10 protein-coding genes, 1 pseudogene and 1 riboswitch are annotated in these 17,152 nt (G+C 63.3%); of the genes and pseudogenes, 5 read left to right on the forward strand and 6 right to left on the reverse strand.

The features are described from left to right. Window positions 1-131: 131 nt before the first annotated feature. From ACSBQV_RS23620 to ACSBQV_RS23640, 5 genes are all read left to right on the forward strand, one after another. A complete protein-coding gene (locus ACSBQV_RS23620) occupies window positions 132-1,940 on the forward strand; it encodes a cation:proton antiporter (RefSeq protein ID WP_004936687.1) in 1,809 nt (602 codons plus the stop codon). A 52-nt stretch (window positions 1,941-1,992) separates the two neighbouring features. Further along, a riboswitch (Lysine riboswitch) is annotated at window positions 1,993-2,187 on the forward strand. A 108-nt stretch (window positions 2,188-2,295) separates the two neighbouring features. Beyond that, complete coding sequence (gene lysC / locus ACSBQV_RS23625; RefSeq protein ID WP_033644389.1) at window positions 2,296-3,663, forward strand: lysine-sensitive aspartokinase 3; 1,368 nt, start codon at window positions 2,296-2,298, stop codon at window positions 3,661-3,663. 143 nt (window positions 3,664-3,806) lie between these two features. Then, on the forward strand, window positions 3,807-4,724 hold the full coding sequence (gene panS, locus ACSBQV_RS23630; protein WP_046687901.1) for a ketopantoate/pantoate/pantothenate transporter PanS: 918 nt from the start codon (window positions 3,807-3,809) through the stop codon (window positions 4,722-4,724). 385 nt (window positions 4,725-5,109) lie between these two features. Next, on the forward strand, window positions 5,110-6,789 hold the full coding sequence (locus ACSBQV_RS23635; RefSeq protein ID WP_033644387.1) for a ShlB/FhaC/HecB family hemolysin secretion/activation protein: 1,680 nt from the start codon (window positions 5,110-5,112) through the stop codon (window positions 6,787-6,789). A gap of 45 nt (window positions 6,790-6,834) precedes the next feature. Continuing rightward, window positions 6,835-11,661 carry a hemagglutinin repeat-containing protein gene (locus ACSBQV_RS23640; protein ID WP_099818069.1) on the forward strand — a complete coding sequence of 1,609 codons (4,827 nt, stop codon included), beginning with the start codon at window positions 6,835-6,837 and terminating at the stop codon, window positions 11,659-11,661. Between the two features lie 46 nt (window positions 11,662-11,707). Here the strand turns inward: ACSBQV_RS23640 and ACSBQV_RS23645 are convergent, their stop codons facing one another. The 6 genes and pseudogenes from ACSBQV_RS23645 to ACSBQV_RS23670 form a co-directional block, all read right to left on the reverse strand. Further along, a complete protein-coding gene (locus tag ACSBQV_RS23645) occupies window positions 11,708-13,357 on the reverse strand; it encodes a Na/Pi cotransporter family protein (RefSeq protein WP_033644385.1) in 1,650 nt (549 codons plus the stop codon). A gap of 207 nt (window positions 13,358-13,564) precedes the next feature. After that, on the reverse strand, window positions 13,565-14,557 hold the full coding sequence (locus tag ACSBQV_RS23650; protein ID WP_033651200.1) for an ABC transporter ATP-binding protein: 993 nt from the start codon (window positions 14,555-14,557) through the stop codon (window positions 13,565-13,567). Window positions 14,558-14,561: 4 nt separating this feature from the next. After that, window positions 14,562-15,347 (reverse strand): ABC transporter permease, encoded by a 786-nt coding sequence (locus ACSBQV_RS23655; RefSeq protein WP_099784422.1) that lies wholly within the window; start codon window positions 15,345-15,347, stop codon window positions 14,562-14,564. A gap of 17 nt (window positions 15,348-15,364) precedes the next feature. After that, entirely contained in the window at window positions 15,365-16,210 is an 846-nt protein-coding gene (locus tag ACSBQV_RS23660) for an ABC transporter permease (RefSeq protein WP_099784424.1), read from the reverse strand. After that, entirely contained in the window at window positions 16,207-17,016 is an 810-nt protein-coding gene (locus tag ACSBQV_RS23665; protein ID WP_016930299.1) for an alkaline phosphatase family protein, read from the reverse strand. Before ACSBQV_RS23665 ends, ACSBQV_RS23660 begins: the two co-directional genes overlap by 4 nt. A gap of 11 nt (window positions 17,017-17,027) precedes the next feature. Further along, window positions 17,028-17,152: pseudogene (locus tag ACSBQV_RS23670) on the reverse strand (ABC transporter substrate-binding protein); the annotation flags it as partial.

Consider the following 17,152-nt stretch of genomic DNA (forward strand, 5'->3'; position numbering starts at 1 on the left):
TGTCAACGCATTGCCGCCTCGTTTCAGCTTTCACTCTATACTTTTGGCTAACGGCCTGTTATCGGGGTTGCCGAATTGTCATCAGGCTGTGTCATCGTCGCTTATTTCGTCATTTGAAAGGGATCTCGCTTATGGAATTATCCGCCCCACTCATGTTGGTGCTTATCGGCCTGGCGTCGCTGCTGGCGCAGTGGCTGGCCTGGCTGCTGCGCCTGCCGGCCATCTTGCCGCTGCTGCTGTTCGGCATCGTGCTCGGCCCGACGGTGCATCTGGTGCAGCCGGATCTGCTGTTTGGCGATCTGCTGTTTCCGCTGGTGTCGCTGTCGGTGGCGATCATCCTGTTCGAAGGGGCGCTGACGCTGCGTTTCGAGGAAATTCGCGGCCTAGGCGGCGTGGTGCGCAATCTGGTCACCGTCGGCATGCTGGTCACCTTTCTGGTCATCAGCCTCGCCAGCTGGTGGCTGCTGGATTTCCCGCCGGAGCTGGCGGCGTTGATCGGCGCGGTGACGGTGGTGACCGGGCCGACGGTGATCGCCCCGCTGATGCGCGTCGTGCGGCCGAACGCCAATATCAACCAGGTGCTGCGCTGGGAAGGGATCGTCATCGATCCGGTCGGCGCCATCTTCACCCTGCTGGTGTTCGAGTTCATCGTGCTGAAGCAGAATGCGGAATCCTATACCCACCTGTTTTGGACGCTGGGCGTGACCGCCGCCGTCGGCCTGATCGCCGGCGCGCTGTTCGGCTACCTGCTCGGCCTGGCGCTGCGCCGCGTCTGGCTGCCGCGCTACCTGCAGAACCTGGCGGTGCTGGCGATCATGCTGACCGCCTTCGGCGTTTCCAACGCCATCGCCGACGAATCCGGTTTGCTGACCGTCACGGTCATGGGCATCTGGCTGGCCAACATGCGCGACGTGGATACCAGCGATATTCTGGCGTTCAAAGAGGAGCTGTCGGCGATCCTGATCTCGGCGCTGTTCATCATTCTGGCGGCGCGGCTCGACATCCAGGCGCTGTGGAACATGGGCTGGCCGCTGCTGCTGCTGCTGCTGGCGGTGCAGTTCATCGCCCGGCCGCTGTGCATCGCGGTGTCGACCTGGCGCTCTTCCCTGCACTGGCGCGATCGGTTGCTGTTGTGCTGGATCGCCCCGCGCGGCATCGTCGCCGCGGCGGTCAGCTCGCTGTTCGCGCTGACGCTGCAGCGCAGCGGCTATCAGGGCGCCGACCGGCTGGTGACCGTGGTGTTCGCCATCATCATCGGCACCGTGGTGTTGCAAAGCCTGACCAGCGGCATGATGGCGCGCTGGCTGCGGGTGCAGCAGCAGAAACCGCGCGGCGTGCTGATCGTCGGCGCCAACAGCGTGGCGCGCATGCTGGCGCAGGCGCTGATCAAGCTGAACGTGCCGGTGATCGTCACCGACAGTAGCTGGGAATACTACCGTCAGGCGCGCATGGACGGCATTCCGGCCTACTATGGCCACGCCTACTCCGAACACGCCGAGAACTATCTCGATCTGAGCAATATCGCCCAGGTGCTGGCGCTGTCGCCCAATCGTCACCAAAACGCGCTGGCCGTCTATCACTTCGGCCACCTCTTCGGCGAGGATCACGTGTTCGCCATTCGCTCGGGGGCGCCGTTGAAAGGGCGCGGCGCCAGCGCGGAAAGTTCGCGTTTCCGCCGGCACGAAATTTTATTTAATCAGGAAGCCACCTACGGCCGCCTGAGCAGCCTGCTCGCCAGGGGGGCCACCATCAAAGCGACCAAATTGAACGAAAATTTCGGTTGGTTGGAGTATTTGGAAAAACATCAGGGCGTTATCCCGTTATTCAGCCAAAAGGAAGACGGTTCTCTGCAACCGATTGGCGCCGGTTCCACGCCTGCGATGCCCTGTACGCTTATCGCGCTGGTGCAAGATGAAAATCCCTCACCGTCTGTACGTTGACAGAATGACGATAACCGGCTATTCCTAACAGCCTACTTGCGCACCCGGTGCGCAAGCCAGAAGAGGCGCGTCGCCCAGGTAGAGTGTCAGAGGAGCCGTTTCTCCGTTGACGGCACCCGAGGGGGAGCGACGCCGAGGTAGGGTAATGGCCGGCCATTATCGTATCGACTACAGGGGCTGAATCCCCTGGGTTGTCACCAGGGGATCGCCCGCAGGGCGATCGACAAGGTGGGGCGCTTCTGGGTGTATCGTAGCCTGACCTCTACGCCTGCCCCCTGTTTACCGCTCTCCCCTTGTGCCAAGGCTATGGAATTACAGTGCCCCCAAACGGGCATCCCTGACACGAGGTTTCTACATGAACCAAGCAGTACCCCAGAATTCCACCGTGGTAGCCAAGTTCGGCGGCACCAGCGTCGCCGACTTTGAAGCCATGAACCGCAGCGCCGACGTCGTGCTGGCCAACCCGCAGGTCCGCCTGGTGGTGTTGTCCGCCTCGGCGGGCGTCACCAACCTGCTGGTCGCCCTGGCCGAAGGTTGCGAGGCCGAGAAGCGCAACTACCAGCTTGATGAAATTCGTCGCATCCAGTACGCCATCCTCGATCGCCTCGCGGCACCTGCGGTGATCCGCGACGAGATAGACCGCCTGCTGGAAAACATCGCCATGCTGTCGGAGGCCGCGTCGCTGGCCACCTCGACGGCGTTGACCGACGAGCTGGTCAGCCATGGGGAGCTGATGTCCACCCTGCTGTTCGTTGAAATCCTGCGCGCCCGCAACGTGCAGGCCGAATGGTTCGACGTGCGTAAAGTGATGCGCACCGACGATCACTTCGGCCGCGCCGTGCCGGACAGCGCCGCGCTCAGCGAACTGGCGCAGGCGCAGTTGCAGCCGCGTCTGCAAGAGGCGCTGGTGGTCACCCAGGGCTTTATCGGCAGCGAACCGAAAGGCCGCACCACCACACTCGGCCGCGGCGGCAGCGACTATACCGCCGCGCTGCTCGGCGAGGCGCTCGGCGTCGGCCGGGTGGATATCTGGACCGACGTGCCGGGCATCTACACCACCGATCCGCGCGTGGTGCCGGCAGCCAAGCGCATCGATAAAATCGGTTTCGAAGAGGCGGCGGAAATGGCCACCTTCGGCGCCAAAGTGCTGCATCCGGCCACCCTGCTGCCGGCAGTGCGCAGCGATATTCCGGTGTTCGTCGGCTCCAGCAAGGATCCGGCGGCCGGCGGCACGCTGGTGTGCAACACCACCGAAAACCCGCCGCTGTTCCGCGCGCTGGCGCTGCGCCGCAAGCAAACGCTGCTGACGCTGCACAGCCTGAACATGCTGCACGCGCGCGGCTTCCTGGCCGAGGTGTTCAACATTCTGGCGCGCCACAATATCTCCGTCGATCTGATCACCACCTCGGAAGTCAGCATCGCGCTGACCATGGACACCACCGGCGCCACCTCCGTCGGCGGCAGCCTGCTGACCACCTCGCTGTTGACCGAGCTGTCGTCGCTGTGCCGGGTGGAAGTGGAAGAAAACCTGGCGCTGGTGGCGATCATCGGCAACCAGCTGTCGCGGGCCTGCGGCGTGGGCAAAGAGGTGTTCGGCGTGCTCGATCCGTTCAACATCCGCCTGATCTGCTACGGCGCCAGCAGCTATAACCTGTGCTTCCTGGTGCCGGGCGAAGAAGCCGAGCAGGTGGTGCGCACCCTGCACCACAACCTGTTCGAATAAGTCATTATCCCTGATTGCGGGCGCAGCATGCTGCGCCCCTGCGTCTAAAAAATCCGTTCAAAACCGGCAGGGGTTCAGCTTGTTGAACCCGCAAAAAAACACAACCACACCCACCGTTCTCAATCTGGCTAAGGAAAACCTGCATGCTGGCAATACTCACGCGCTTATTCCCCCTGTGGGCGATACTGCTGTCCGTCGCCGCCTATTACACGCCGAGCACCTTTACCGGCATCGGCCCCTACGTCAGCCCGCTGCTGATGCTGATCATGTTCGCCATGGGCGTCACGCTGCGGCTCGACGACTTCAAACGCGTGCTGGCGCGCCCCGGCCCGGTGGCGGCAGGCATCTTCCTGCATTATCTGATCATGCCGCTGGCGGCCTGGATCCTGGCGATGCTGTTCCGCATGCCGCCGGATCTGTCCGCCGGCATGGTGCTGGTGGGCAGCGTGGCCAGCGGCACCGCGTCCAACGTGATGATCTACCTGGCCAAGGGGGACGTGGCGCTGTCGGTGACCATCTCGGCGGTCTCGACGCTGGTGGGGGTGTTCGCCACGCCGCTGTTGACCCGCCTGTACGTCGATGCCGAAATCAGCGTCGATATCATGGGCATGCTGTTGAGCATCCTGCAGATCGTGGTGATCCCGATCGGCCTGGGCCTGATCGTCCACCATACCCTGACCAAAGCGGTGAAGCGCATTGAGCCGCTGCTGCCGGCGCTGTCGATGGTGTGCATCCTGGCGATCATCAGCGCGGTGGTGGCGGGCAGCCAAAGCCACATCGCCTCGGTCGGCCTGGTGGTGATCGTCGCGGTGATCCTGCACAACGGCATCGGTCTGTTGAGCGGCTACTGGGGCGGCAAGCTGTTCGGCTTCGACGAGTCCACCTGCCGCACGCTGGCGATTGAAGTCGGCATGCAGAACTCCGGGCTGGCGGCCACGCTGGGCAAAATCTACTTCTCGCCGCTGGCCGCGCTGCCGGGCGCGCTGTTCTCGGTTTGGCACAATCTCTCCGGTTCGCTGCTGGCGGGTTATTGGTCCGGCCGCCCCATCAAGAAAAAATAAACCGCCTGCGGGGACGCAAACAATTGCGTCCCCGTTCTTCTCTGCGAAATTTCGTATTTCCCACTGGTCGGATTGTCATAATTCCCCTCATCCCCTATCATCCGTGAAAAATAAAAATTCAGATTCTTCCTATCCATGCCGATAATGTTGGCAAGAGGAAGAGATGCTCCACTTTTTTTAATTAATTAAGTCACCAGGGTTGCCCGCCATAAAAGAAGCAGCCTAATTATTATTTAGATCTATACCCACCGTCTTATTTGCTGCGGCAAATCAAGATATCTCGCAATGTGCATGTCGCTCATTATTTCGGGCCGGCCGTCGGTCGCCCGTGGTTAACCTCATGGATTGGGCTGGCTGCCCCGGCAGCCTCTCATAATGGATTACAATGATAAAAAAAATCACCGCCTTGATGCTGCTGGTCAGCACGGCCCTTTCCGCTGAAACCCTGCCGGATGCCCACATGATGCGGGATATGTCGATGGGGGAATCACGCCGCGCGCTGCAAGACAGCACGCGTGAAGTCAACCAGCTGATTGAACAGCGCCGCTATCAGCAACTGAAGCAACAGCGCCTGCTGGCGGAACCGGAACCGGCCGCGCCCGCCCTGCCGCAATCCGCGCAGTGCCTGCCGATCGCCGGCGTTTACCTGCAAGGCATTACCCTGCTCTCGCCGGCCGATTTGTCGGCCCTGAGCGCGCTGCCGGAAAACTGCATCAGCAGCAACGATATCAATCGCCTGACCCGCGAATTAACGCGCCTTTATGTGCAAAAAGGCTATATCACCGCGCGCGTGCAAATTGTTCGCCCTAATTCGCAGGGGGAATTGGGGCTGAGCGTGACCGAAGGATTTATCGAGAAAATAGAAGGCGGCGATCGCTGGGTCAACAGCCGATTATTATTTCCTGGGCTGGAAGGCAAGCCGCTGAAATTAACCGAACTCGATCAAGGATTGGATCAGGCCAATCGTTTGCAATCGAATACCACCAAGCTGGATATATTACCCGGCCGCCAGGTTGGCGGTTCGGTCATTCGTTTGCGCAATCAGCACGCCAAGCCCTGGCTGATTACCGCCGGCACGGATAATTACGGTCAGAAAAGCACCGGCCAGTGGCTGGCGCGCGCCACCGCCACGCTGGACAGCCCGTTCGGCCTGTCGGACTTCGTCAGCCTGAACGCCAACAGCACGCTGGAAAACCCGGCTCACCGCTACAACCGCGCCTACACCCTGCTCTATTCGCTGCCGTACGGCGCGTTCACCTTCAGCGGGTTCGCCAGCTTCTCGTCCTATGAGAACCACCAGCAGCTGCCGCACAACGTGGTCAAACTGCACGGTCAGACTCAACAGTACGGGCTGCGCAGCGACTACGTGTTTTATCGCGACCACGATCAGATAGACAGCCTGAGCGGCCAGTTGACCTACAAGCGCATCGACAACTACTTCGAAAGCGTGCGTCTTGAGGTCAGCAGCCCAACGCTGACCCTGGCCGAGCTGAGCGCCAGCCACCTGCAAATTCTGCCCCATGGGGTATTCAGCGCCAACCTCAGCGTCGAGCAGGGCCTGCCCTGGCTGGGCGCCGATCGCCACCCGAGTTCGGTGCACCTCGACAGCCAGTTCACCAAGGGCAAGCTGTTCGCCAACCTGAGCCAGCGCCTCAAGCTGGGTGACGCCACCTATCAGCTCAACAACCTGTTCTACGGCCAATACAGCCGCGACCCGCTGCCCGGCGTGGAGTGGCTTAGCCTTACCGATCGCAGCGCCGTGCGCGGCTTCAGCCGCAGCACCCAGTCCGGCGACAACGGCTGGTATCTGCAGAACACGCTGTCGCGCAGCTTCAATTTAGGTGCCGCCACGCTGACGCCGCGCCTTGGCGCCGACGTCGGCCGCATTCTGCCGCGTCAGGACAACTCGGGCTGGCGCAGCAGCGCCGGGGTGAGCAGCGGCGCCACGTTACGCTACCGGCAGGCGCTGGTCGATCTGGAGGTCAGCCGCGGCTGGATTTTGTCGAACCACGCCACGCCTGAAGATCCCGTTCAGGTGCTGGCGCGCTTTTCTTACACCTTTTAATCAGCAGTTTTGCAGGACCCCACGGCAATATACGGAGATACATGGATGAAAAATAATAACTTCAGACTTTCGGCGGCAGGCAAACTGGCCGCCGCGCTGGCGATAATTCTCGCCGCTTCCGCCGGCGCCTACGCCGGTGAGATCGTCGCGGCCAACGGCGCCAACGGCCCCGGCGTTTCCACCGCCGCCACCGGCGCCCAGGTGGTCGACATCGTCGCGCCGAACGGCAACGGGCTGTCGCATAACCAATATCAGGACTTCAACGTCAACCAGCCCGGCGCGGTGCTGAACAACTCCCGCGAGGCAGGGCTGTCGCAGTTGGCCGGCCAACTGGGCGCCAACCCCAATCTGGGCGGGCGCGAAGCCAGCGTGATCCTCAATGAAGTGATCGGCCGCAATCCGTCGCTGCTGCACGGCCAGCAAGAGATCTTCGGCATGGCGGCCGACTACGTGCTGGCCAACCCGAACGGCATCAGTTGCCAGGGCTGCGGGTTCATCAACACCAGCCGCTCCTCGCTGGTGGTCGGCAACCCGCTGGTGGAAAACGGCCTGCTGCAGGGCTACAGCACCCTGGGCAACCGCAATACCCTGAGCCTCAACGGCACCCTGAACGCCGGCGGCGTGCTGGATCTGATCGCGCCGAAGATAGACAGCCGCGGCGACGTCATCGTACAAGACTTCACCCACCGCAACGGCAAAGTGACGCCGGCGGCGATCAACGCCATCAGCGGCCTTAACCGCGTGGCGCGCGACGGCAAGGTGCTGGCCAGCGAGCAACCGACGACCGCGCTGGACAGCTACTACCTCGGCAGCATGCAGGCCGGGCGCATCAACATCATCAACACCGCGCAAGGCAGCGGCGTGAAGCTGGCCGGCAAGCTGGCCGCCGGCGACGAGCTCAAGGTGAAAGCCTATGATATCCGCAGCGAAAGCCGCGTCGACGACGCCGGCAGCAACCGCAACGGCGGCGACAACTACCAGAACTACCGCGGCGGCATCTACGTCAACGATCGCAGCAGCAGCCAGAAGCTGACCCGCACCGAGCTGAAAGGCAAGAACATCAGCCTGGTGGCGGATAATCACGCGCACCTTACCGCCACCGATATTCGCGGCGAAGACATTACCCTGCAGGGCGGCAAGCTGACGCTCGACGGCCAACAGCTGAAGCAAACCCAAGGTCACACCGACAACCGCTGGTTCTACTCCTGGCAATACGACGTCACCCGCGAGCGCGAGCAGCAGCAGCAGGCGGGCAGCACCGTCGCCGCCAGCGGCAACGCCAAACTCGTCAGCACCCGGGAAGACGTGACGCTGCTGGGCGCCAACGTCAGCGCCGACCGGGCGTTGAGCGTCAAAGCGGCGCGCGACGCGCACCTCGCCGGGCTGGTGGAGAAGGATAAGTCCAGCGAACGCGGCTACCAGCGCAACCACACCTCCAGCCTGCGCACCGGCAGTTGGAGCAGCAGCGACGAAAGCGAAAGCCTGAAGGCCAGCGAACTGCGCAGCCAGGGCGAACTGACGTTGAAAGCCGGCCGCAATGTCGCAACCCAGGGCGCCAGGGTCCACGCCCAGCGCGATCTGACGATCGACGCAGACAACCAGATCCAGATCGGGGTGCAGAAAACCGCCAACGCCAAAGCGGTGCGCGATGACAAAACCTCCTGGGGCGGCATCGGCGGCGGCGACAACAAGAACAACAGCAACCGCCGCGAAGTCAGCCACGCTTCCGAACTGACCAGCGGCGGCACGCTGCGCCTGAACGGCCAGCAGGGCGTCACCATCACCGGCAGCAAGGCGCGCGGCCAGAAAGGTGGCGAAGTCACCGCCACCCACGGCGGCCTGCGCATCGACAACGCGCTGAGCACTACCGTGGACAAAATCGACGCGCGCACCGGCACCGTGTTCAACATCACCAGCAGCTCGCACAAGGCAGACAACAGCTACCAGAGCAGTACCGCCAGCGAACTGAAGTCCGACACCAACCTAAAGCTGGTCAGCCGTAAGGATACCGACGTGATCGGCAGCCAGGTCGCCAGCGGCGGCGAACTGAACGTCACCTCACAGACCGGCAACATCAACGTCAAGGCCGCCGAGCAGCAGCAGAACATCGACGAGCAGAAGACCGCGCTTACCGTCAACGGCTACGCCAAAGAAGCCGGCGACAAGCAATACCGCGCCGGTGTACGCATCGAACACACCCGCGACAGCGAGAAAACTACCCGCACCGAGAACCGCGGCGCCACCCTCAGCGGCGGCAGCGTGAAGCTCGAAGCGGATAAGGACGTGACCTTCAGCGGCTCCAAATTGGTCGCTGACAAAGGCGACGCCAGCGTCAGCGGCAATAAGGTTTCATTCCTGGCGGCCGACGACAAAACCACCTCGAACACCGAGCAGACCAAGGTCGGTGGCGGTTTCTACTACACCGGCGGCATCGACAAGCTCGGCAGTGGCGTAGAGGCCGGTTACGAGAACAGCAAAACGCAGGCGCAGAGCAGCAAGGCCGTCACCTCCGGCAGCAACGTCAAAGGCAACCTGACTGTCAACGCCCGTGACAAACTGACCCAGCAAGGCGCGCAACACAGCGTCGGCGGCGCCTATCAAGAAAACGCCGCAGGCGTCGATCATCTGGCCGCCGCCGACACTACCAGCAGCACCACCACTAAAACCGACGTCGGCGTGAACATCGGCGCCAACGTCGATTACAGCGCCGTCACTCGTCCGGTCGAGCGTGCAGTCGGCAAGGCGGCCAAGCTGGACGCCACCGGCGTCATCAACGACATCGGCGGCATCGGCGCGCCTAACGTCGGCCTGGATATCGGCGCACAGGGCGGCAGCAGCGAAAAACGCAGCAGCAGCTCGCAGGCGGTGGTCAGCTCGGTGAAAGCCGGCAGCATCGACATCAACGCCAAAGGCGAAGTGCGCGATCAGGGCACGCAATATCAAGCCAACAAAGGCGCGATCACGCTGACGGCGGACAGCCACCGCAGCGAAGCCGCGGCGAACCGTCAGGACGAGCAGAGCCGCGACACCCGCGGCAGCGCCGGCGTGCGCGTCTACACCACCACCGGCAGCGATCTGACCGTGGACGCCAAGGGCGAAGGCGGCACTCAGCGCAGCAACAGCAGCGCGAGCCAGGCGGTGACCGGCTCGATCGACGCGGCCAACGGCATCAACGTCAACGTGAAAAAAGACGCGGTCTATCAGGGTACCGCGCTGAACGGGGGCAGCGGTAAAACCGCCGTCAACGCCGGCGGCGATATCCGTCTTGATCAGGCCAGCGACAAACAGAGCGAAAGCCACAGCGGCTTTAACGTCAAAGCCTCCGCCAAGGGCGGTTTCACTGCCGACAGTAAAAACTTCGGCGCCGGGTTCGGCGGCGGCACCCACAACAGCGAAAGCAGCAGCAGCACCGCGCAGGTCGGCAACGTCAGCGGCCAACAGGGTGTGGAGCTGAAGGCGGGCCGCGATCTGACGCTGCAGGGCACCGACGTCAAGAGCCGGGGCGACGTCACTCTGAGCGCGGGCAACCAGGTCGCGCTGCGGGCGGCGGAATCGACCCAAACGCGTAAGGAGAGCAAGCTGTCCGGCAATATCGATCTGGGCGCCGGCAGCAGCGACAGCAAGGAAAAAACCGGCGGCAGCCTCTCCGCCGGCGGCGCGTTCGACATCGCCAAGGTGAATGAGTCCGCGACAGAACGCCAGGGCGCCACTATCGCCTCAGACGGCAAGGTCACCCTGTCCGCCAACGGCAAAGGCGATGACGCGCTGCATCTGCAGGGCGCCAAAGTCAGCGGCGGCAGCGCCGCGCTCGAGGCGAAAAACGGCGGCATCCTGCTGGAGTCCGCCAAAAACGAGCAGCATAAGGACAACTGGAGTCTGGGCATCAAAGCCAACGCCAGAGGCGGCCAAACGTTCAACAAGGACGCCGGCGGCAAGATCGATCCGAACACCGGCAAAGACACCCATACGCTGGGGGCCGGTCTGAAGGTCGGCGTGGAACAGCAGGATAAAACCACCCACGCCAACGCCGGCATCACTGCGGGCGACGTGGCGATCAACAGCGGCAAAGACACCCGTCTCGCCGGGGCGCGCGTCGATGCCGACAGCGTCCAGGGCAAGGTGGGCGGCGATCTGCGCATTGAAAGCCGCAAAGACGTTGAGAAAGGCGTGAAGGTGGATGTAGATGCCGGCCTGAGCCACAGCAACGATCCGGGCAGCAGCGTCACCTCCAAGCTGTCGAAGGTGGGCACGCCGCGCTACGCCGGTAAGGTGAAAGAGAAACTGGAGGCCGGGGTAAACAAAGTGGCCGACGCCACCACCGACAAGTACAACAGCGTGGCGCGTCGCCTCGATCCGCAGCAGGACACCACCGGCGCGGTCAGCTTCAGCAAGGCCGACGGCAAAGTCACGCTGCCGGCAACGCCGGCCGGTGAAAAACCGCAAGGCCCGCTGTGGGATCGCGGCGCACGCACCGTCGGCGGCGCGGTGAAAGACAGCATCACCGGCCCGGCCGGTCGCCAGGGGCACCTCAAGGTCAATGCCGACGTGGTGAACAACAACGCGGTTGGCGAGCAGTCGGCGATTACCGGCAAGAACGGCGTGGCGCTGCAGGTCGGCGGCCAAACCCAACTGACCGGCGGCGAGATCCGCAGCCAGCAGGGCAAGGTGGAACTGGGCGGCGGCAAGGTCAGCCAGCAGGACGTCAGCGGCCAGCGCTATCAGGGCGGCGGCCGCGTCGATGCGGCCGCCACGATCGGCGGGCTGCTAGGCGGCGCGGCGAAGCAAAGCGTTGACGGCAACGTACCGTTCGCCAGCGGCCATGCTTCAACTCAGCAAGCGGACGCCAAAGCCGGGGTGTTCAGCGGCAAATAACACGCCCCCCAACGCAACGCCCCCGGTTAAAACCGGGGGCGTTTTTTTACAGCGTGCTCGGGGTGTCTTCCCAGTCGCGATCGTCGTCCTTGGCATCCTGATCCAACACGTTGTAAGCCACGGCGCAGAACAGCGAGTTCAGGCGCTTCATGTCCCCCAACAATCCCAAATGCAACGAACTGGTCTCGATGCTCTGCACGTTTTGCTGGTGCAAACGATCGACGTGCGCGTGCGCGTAGCGGCGATCCAGAATGCGGAAACGGTGCTTGGAACGGCGCAGGCGCTTGGCGCTGGTGACGTCGCCGGACAGGAACACCGACAGCCCCAGGCGCAGATTGCCGATCAGCCGTTCGTGCAGTCCGTCCAGCTCCGCCAACCCTTCCGCCGAGAAAGCGCGGCGCGCGGCGTGCGACTTGGCGCCCACATCGCCGGCCATGCGCTCGATGATGTCGCCCGCCTGTTCCAGGTTGAGCGCCATTTCGATGATCTCCGCCCAGCGGCGCGAGTCTTCCTCGCCCAGATCTTCCTTCTGGATCTGCGCCAGATACAGCTTGATGGCGGTGTACAGCACATCGACGTCATCGTCGAGGCGCCGCACCTCTTTATCGACCCCCTGCTTACCGTGCAGCACCTCACGTTGCAGGATCATCATGTGTTCCACCACGTCGCCCATGCGCAGCGTTTCGCGCGCCGCGTTGGCCAACGCCAGCGTCGGCGTGTCCAGCGCGCTGGCGTCCAGATGGCGCGGCCGCATGCGCGGATCGTCAGCCGCTTCGTCGACGATCAGCCGTTCGCACAGCGTTGCCATCGGCCCGGCCAACGGGATCATCACCAGGCAGCGGATCAGGTTGTAGAACACGTGGAAATAGATCACCAGCTCTTCGCTGCCGCCCGGCAGTTGAGCCATCAAATCCGCCAGATAGGAGACGAACGGCAGCACCAGTATGCAGCCCACCAGCTTGAACAGCAGGCTGCCGAGCGCCACGCGCCGCCCCGCGGCGTTCTGGCCGCTGGCGTTGATCATCGCCAGCAGGCCGCTGCCGAGGTTGGCGCCGATCACCAGACAGAGCGCCACCTTCAGCGAAATCACGCCGGATGCGGTCAGGGTGGCGGTCAGCAGCACCGCCGCCAGGCTGGAATAGCTGACGATGGCGAACAGCGCGCCGGTCAGGGCATCCAGCATCACGTCGCCGGTCAGCGACGAGAACAGCACTTTCACCCCGGCCGCCTGGGTGATCGGCGTGGCGGCGGCGACGATCAGCTCCAGCGCCAGCACGATCAGCCCAAGGCCGATCAGGACGCGCCCGATCTGGCCGATCCGCATCTGTTTGCGGCTGAGGAACAGGAAGACGCCGACCAGGATCAGCAGCGGCGACAGCCAGGAAAGATCGAAGGTCAACACGCGCGCCATCAGCGCGGTGCCGACGTCGGCGCCCAGCATGATCACCAGCGCAGGCGCCAGCCCCACCAGCCCCTGCGCGACGAAAGAGGTCACCAGCAGTGCGGTGGCGTTGCTGCTTTGCACCAGCGCGGTCACGCCGATGCCGGAAACGAACGCCAGCGGTTTTTTCTCAACGCTGTCGCTCAACACGCGCCGCAGATTGGCGCCGTAAACCCGCATGATCCCGGTGCGCACGATGTGGGTGCCCCACACCAACAGCGCCACGGACGAAAGCAGGTGAAGAAGGGTCAGCACGGAAGATACGCTCCATTAACGCCCGGCCAAAGGAGGCTGATACCCGATGCTTGTCACGCGACGCAGAGAGGCGAGCCAAAGGATGACGGATACAGCGCGCGGTCCCGCCTGCCGGGCGTGGGTCTGGCAGGACAGCGGGCGGGCGGCAGACCGCAGAAGAGAAGGGTTAATGCGGCGGCGGGAAGGCCCCGGCGCCGCGCTGCGAAGTCATGCAACTTCCCGCAATACAACAGGTTCCAAGTGTAGCCCAATTTCCGCGCCGTCGGGCCGCAGGTCGGCCACCGAACGGTTGAGCACGTCAACCAGCAATTCTACCTCGCAAACCTGAATCCGATACCGTACCACATTCCCGAGCAAACTGTGACCCAGGATCACCCCGCCGATCCCCTGCCCGGCCGGCAACAGGCCGATCGACTCGGGGCGGATCGCCACCTTGCCGACATAGCTGCGCCCGGTCAAGCGGCCGGCCTGTTCGGCGCTCAGCAGGTTGTAGTTGCCGATAAACCCGGCGGCGAAGGCATCCGCCGGCTGGGTATACAGGGTTTCCGCATCGCCGCTCTGCACGATCTGCCCCTTGTTCATCAGCACGATGCGATCCGACAGGGTCAGCGCCTCTTCCTGATCGTGGGTGACGAAGATCGCCGTCAGGTTCAGCTCGCGCTGAATGCGCCGGATCTGCTCGCGCAGGTGTTTGCGAATACGCGCATCCAGCGCCGACAGTGGTTCGTCGAGCAGCAGCAGACGCGGGCGAGTGACCAGCGATCGCGCCAACGCTACGCGCTGACACTGGCCGCCCGACAGCTGATGCGGATAGCGCTTCGCCAAATCGCTCAGCTCCACCAGCGCCAGCGCCTCCTGCACCCGCTGGCCGATCTGTCCGGCCGCCAGCTTCTGCATTTTCAGGCCGAAGGCCACGTTGCCTTCCACCGTCATATTGGGAAACAGCGCATAACTTTGAAACACCATGCCGATGCCGCGCTTTTGCGGCGCCAGCGGCACCAGATCCTGGCCCTGCAGCAAAATTTGCCCGCTGTCGACCGGGGTCAGGCCGGCCAGACAGCGCAGCAGCGTCGATTTGCCGCAGCCGCTAGGCCCCAGCAGGGTGACGAACTCCCCCTCTTCGGCGGTGAAATCGATATCCTGAAACACTTGGGTCTGGCCATAGTGTTTGTTCAGGCGGGTGACGTTGAGATAAGCCATCGGGTTAGCCCTTGTTTTTATTCAGCAGGTTCGCCAGCCAGGTGACGAGCAGCACCACGGCGAAATAGGAGATGACCAGCGCGCTGGTAAAGTGCCCGCTGCCGTTGCGCATATTGAACAGATAGACCTGCAGCGTTTCATACTGGCTACCCACCAGCAGGTTGGCGAACACGAACTCGCCGATCAGGAACGAAAACGACAGCAGCACGGCGATCGTTCCGCCCTTGCGCAGGTTCGGCAGCACCACCCACAGCGCCGCCTGCCAGGTGCTGGCGCCGAGCAGGTGCGCGGCGTCCATCAGATCGCGCAGGTTGATCGCCTGCATGTTGTTGCTGATGGCGCGGTAGATAAACGGCAGCGCGATGGTGAAATAGCAGCCCACCAAAATCCAGGGGGTGCCGAGCAGCGGCAGCGGATCGGCGGCGAACAGCTGCATCATCCCCACCGCCGACACCACCGGCGGCACGGCGAACGGCAGCAGGATCAGCACGTTCATCACCGCGTCCAGCTTGGGGAAGTAGTAAGCGATCACAAACATCGCCGGCAGGATCACCACCACCGACAGCAGCAACGTGCCAAAGCAGATCAGCAGCGAGTGCCACAGCGCCAGCAAAAAGCGCGAATCGCTCCACAGCGCCGTCAGCCACTTCAGGGTAAAACCGTCCGGCAAAATGGTGGCGCCCCACTGGGTGGCCAGCGCGTAAACCAGCGTCGCCGCCAGCGGCAGCAGCAGAATCAACAGCAGCAGGCCGGTCACCGTGCGGTGGTACAGGCGTTCAACACGCGACATGAGCATTCTCCATCCGATTATGAGCGCGCATTGAGGTAGCTCCTGCGCAGCATCCATTGGTGGATCACCGTGATAAACGCCATCATCGCCACCAGCAGCATCGCCAGCGCGCTGGCCAGGTTCGGATCGAGGGAGATGTCCCCCGCCACCAGCGCCGAAATGCGGATCGGGATCACGTTGAAGTTGCCGGTGGTCAGCGCGTACACCGTGGCGTAGGCGCCCAGCGCGTTGGCCAGCAGGATGACGAAGGTGCCCATCAGCGCCGGCGCCAACACCGGCAGGCCGATATGCCGCCAGTAGCGCCAGGGGCCGGCGCCGAGCAGTGCCGCCGACTCGCGCCAATCGGCGCGCAGCGCATCGAACGCCGGATACAGCAACAGCACGCCCAACGGGATCTGGAAGTAGGTATACAGCACGATCAGGCCGCTCTTCGAATAGAGGTTGAAGCTCTCCATCAAACCGTATTTGCGCAGCAGCAGCGTCAGGCAGCCGTTCAACCCCAACAGAATGACGAAGGCGAACGCCAGCGGCACCCCGGCGAAGTTGCTGGTCATGTTGGTGAACGACATCACGAAGTCATGAAAGCGGGTCTGGCCGAGCTGGCGAAGTGAGTAACTGCCCACTAATGCAATCAGCAAGCCGTAGACGCTCGACCACAGTGAGATCTCCAGCGAGAACTGAAAGGCCTGCAGGTAGAACGGCGACGTAAGGATATCGACATAGTTGCCCCATCCCCAGCCGCCGCTCTCGCTGAAAAAGCTGTGAACCGCGATCCACACCAGCGGGGCGATCTGAAACGCGCCGAACAGCACGATAAACGGCAGCAGGCACAGCGCGGCGATCCATTTGGTTTTGCTGTTCATCGCGCATCCTGCGCCAGCAGCGCCCGGCAGCGCGGCTTGTCGTGCGGCGCCTGCAGCAGATCGCAGATCGTGCCGCACAGCTCGGTTTGCTGCGGATCGGCGTCGTCCAGGCTGAAGCCCGCGCCGAACACGAACAGCGGCACCTGGCGCTCCTCTGGCAACACACCGCCGTGGCTGCGATCGTCGTTCATGCCGTGGTCGGCGGTAACCAGCACCTGATAACCGGCCGCCAGCCACTCGGGCAGATAGCGCGACAGCGAGCCGTCGGCGCGGCGCGCCGCGTTGCGGTACTGCGGCGAAGAGAGGCCGAAGCGGTGCCCGGCGTCGTCGATGTTCATCGGGTGGATCAGCAGGAAATCCGGCTGATGACGCTGGCGCAGGCTTTCGGCGTCGTCGAACAGATGGCTGTCGGGATAGCCGTCGTCGTAATAGAAATGGCCGTGCTGAATCGGCAGCTCGGGAGCGTCGGTGTGGCGGTCGCGCGCGGCGTCGAACGGCGTACGGTTATACAATTCGCTGAACCAATGATACGCGGCGGCGGCGGTGGTCAGCCCGGCGGCGCGCGCGTAATGAAACACGCTTTGTTGATGAGAAAGGCGCGAGACGTGGTTGTGCACCACGCCGCTCTCCACCGGCGTGACGCCGGTGAGGATGCATTCATACAGCGGCCGGGAGAGCGAGGGCAACTCGCTCTCCAGCAGGTACAACCGCCCGCGTCCCGCCGCGCATTCGGCCTGCAGATACCCCATGGCGTCGTGCGCCACCCGGTAGTTGAGGCCGTCCAGCAGCACGAGGATCGTTTTCATGGTGCGTTAACTCACTGCTGCATAAACATAATGACGTTTTCCTGCCACAGACGCGGCAGCGCTTTGGCGCTCTGTTCCCAGGCCGCCGGATCGGCGATCGGGTGCGCGTTCTTGTACTGCTCGGCCGGCAGCAGCT

The sequence above is a fragment of the Serratia sp. B501 genome, from assembly GCF_051172315.1.
GTDB lineage: Bacteria > Pseudomonadota > Gammaproteobacteria > Enterobacterales > Enterobacteriaceae > Serratia > Serratia ureilytica.

Coding starts and splice junctions, on each gene's coding strand:
- ACSBQV_RS23660 (WP_099784424.1), bottom strand. CDS start 16,210: ATGAACAGCAAAACCAAATGGATCGCCGCGCTGTGCCTGCTGCCGTTT.
- ACSBQV_RS23655 (WP_099784422.1), bottom strand. CDS start 15,347: ATGTCGCGTGTTGAACGCCTGTACCACCGCACGGTGACCGGCCTGCTG.
- ACSBQV_RS23640 (WP_099818069.1), top strand. CDS start 6,835: ATGAAAAATAATAACTTCAGACTTTCGGCGGCAGGCAAACTGGCCGCC.
- ACSBQV_RS23635 (WP_033644387.1), top strand. CDS start 5,110: ATGATAAAAAAAATCACCGCCTTGATGCTGCTGGTCAGCACGGCCCTT.
- ACSBQV_RS23665 (WP_016930299.1), bottom strand. CDS start 17,016: ATGAAAACGATCCTCGTGCTGCTGGACGGCCTCAACTACCGGGTGGCG.
- ACSBQV_RS23650 (WP_033651200.1), bottom strand. CDS start 14,557: ATGGCTTATCTCAACGTCACCCGCCTGAACAAACACTATGGCCAGACC.
- lysC (WP_033644389.1), top strand. CDS start 2,296: ATGAACCAAGCAGTACCCCAGAATTCCACCGTGGTAGCCAAGTTCGGC.
- ACSBQV_RS23620 (WP_004936687.1), top strand. CDS start 132: ATGGAATTATCCGCCCCACTCATGTTGGTGCTTATCGGCCTGGCGTCG.
- panS (WP_046687901.1), top strand. CDS start 3,807: ATGCTGGCAATACTCACGCGCTTATTCCCCCTGTGGGCGATACTGCTG.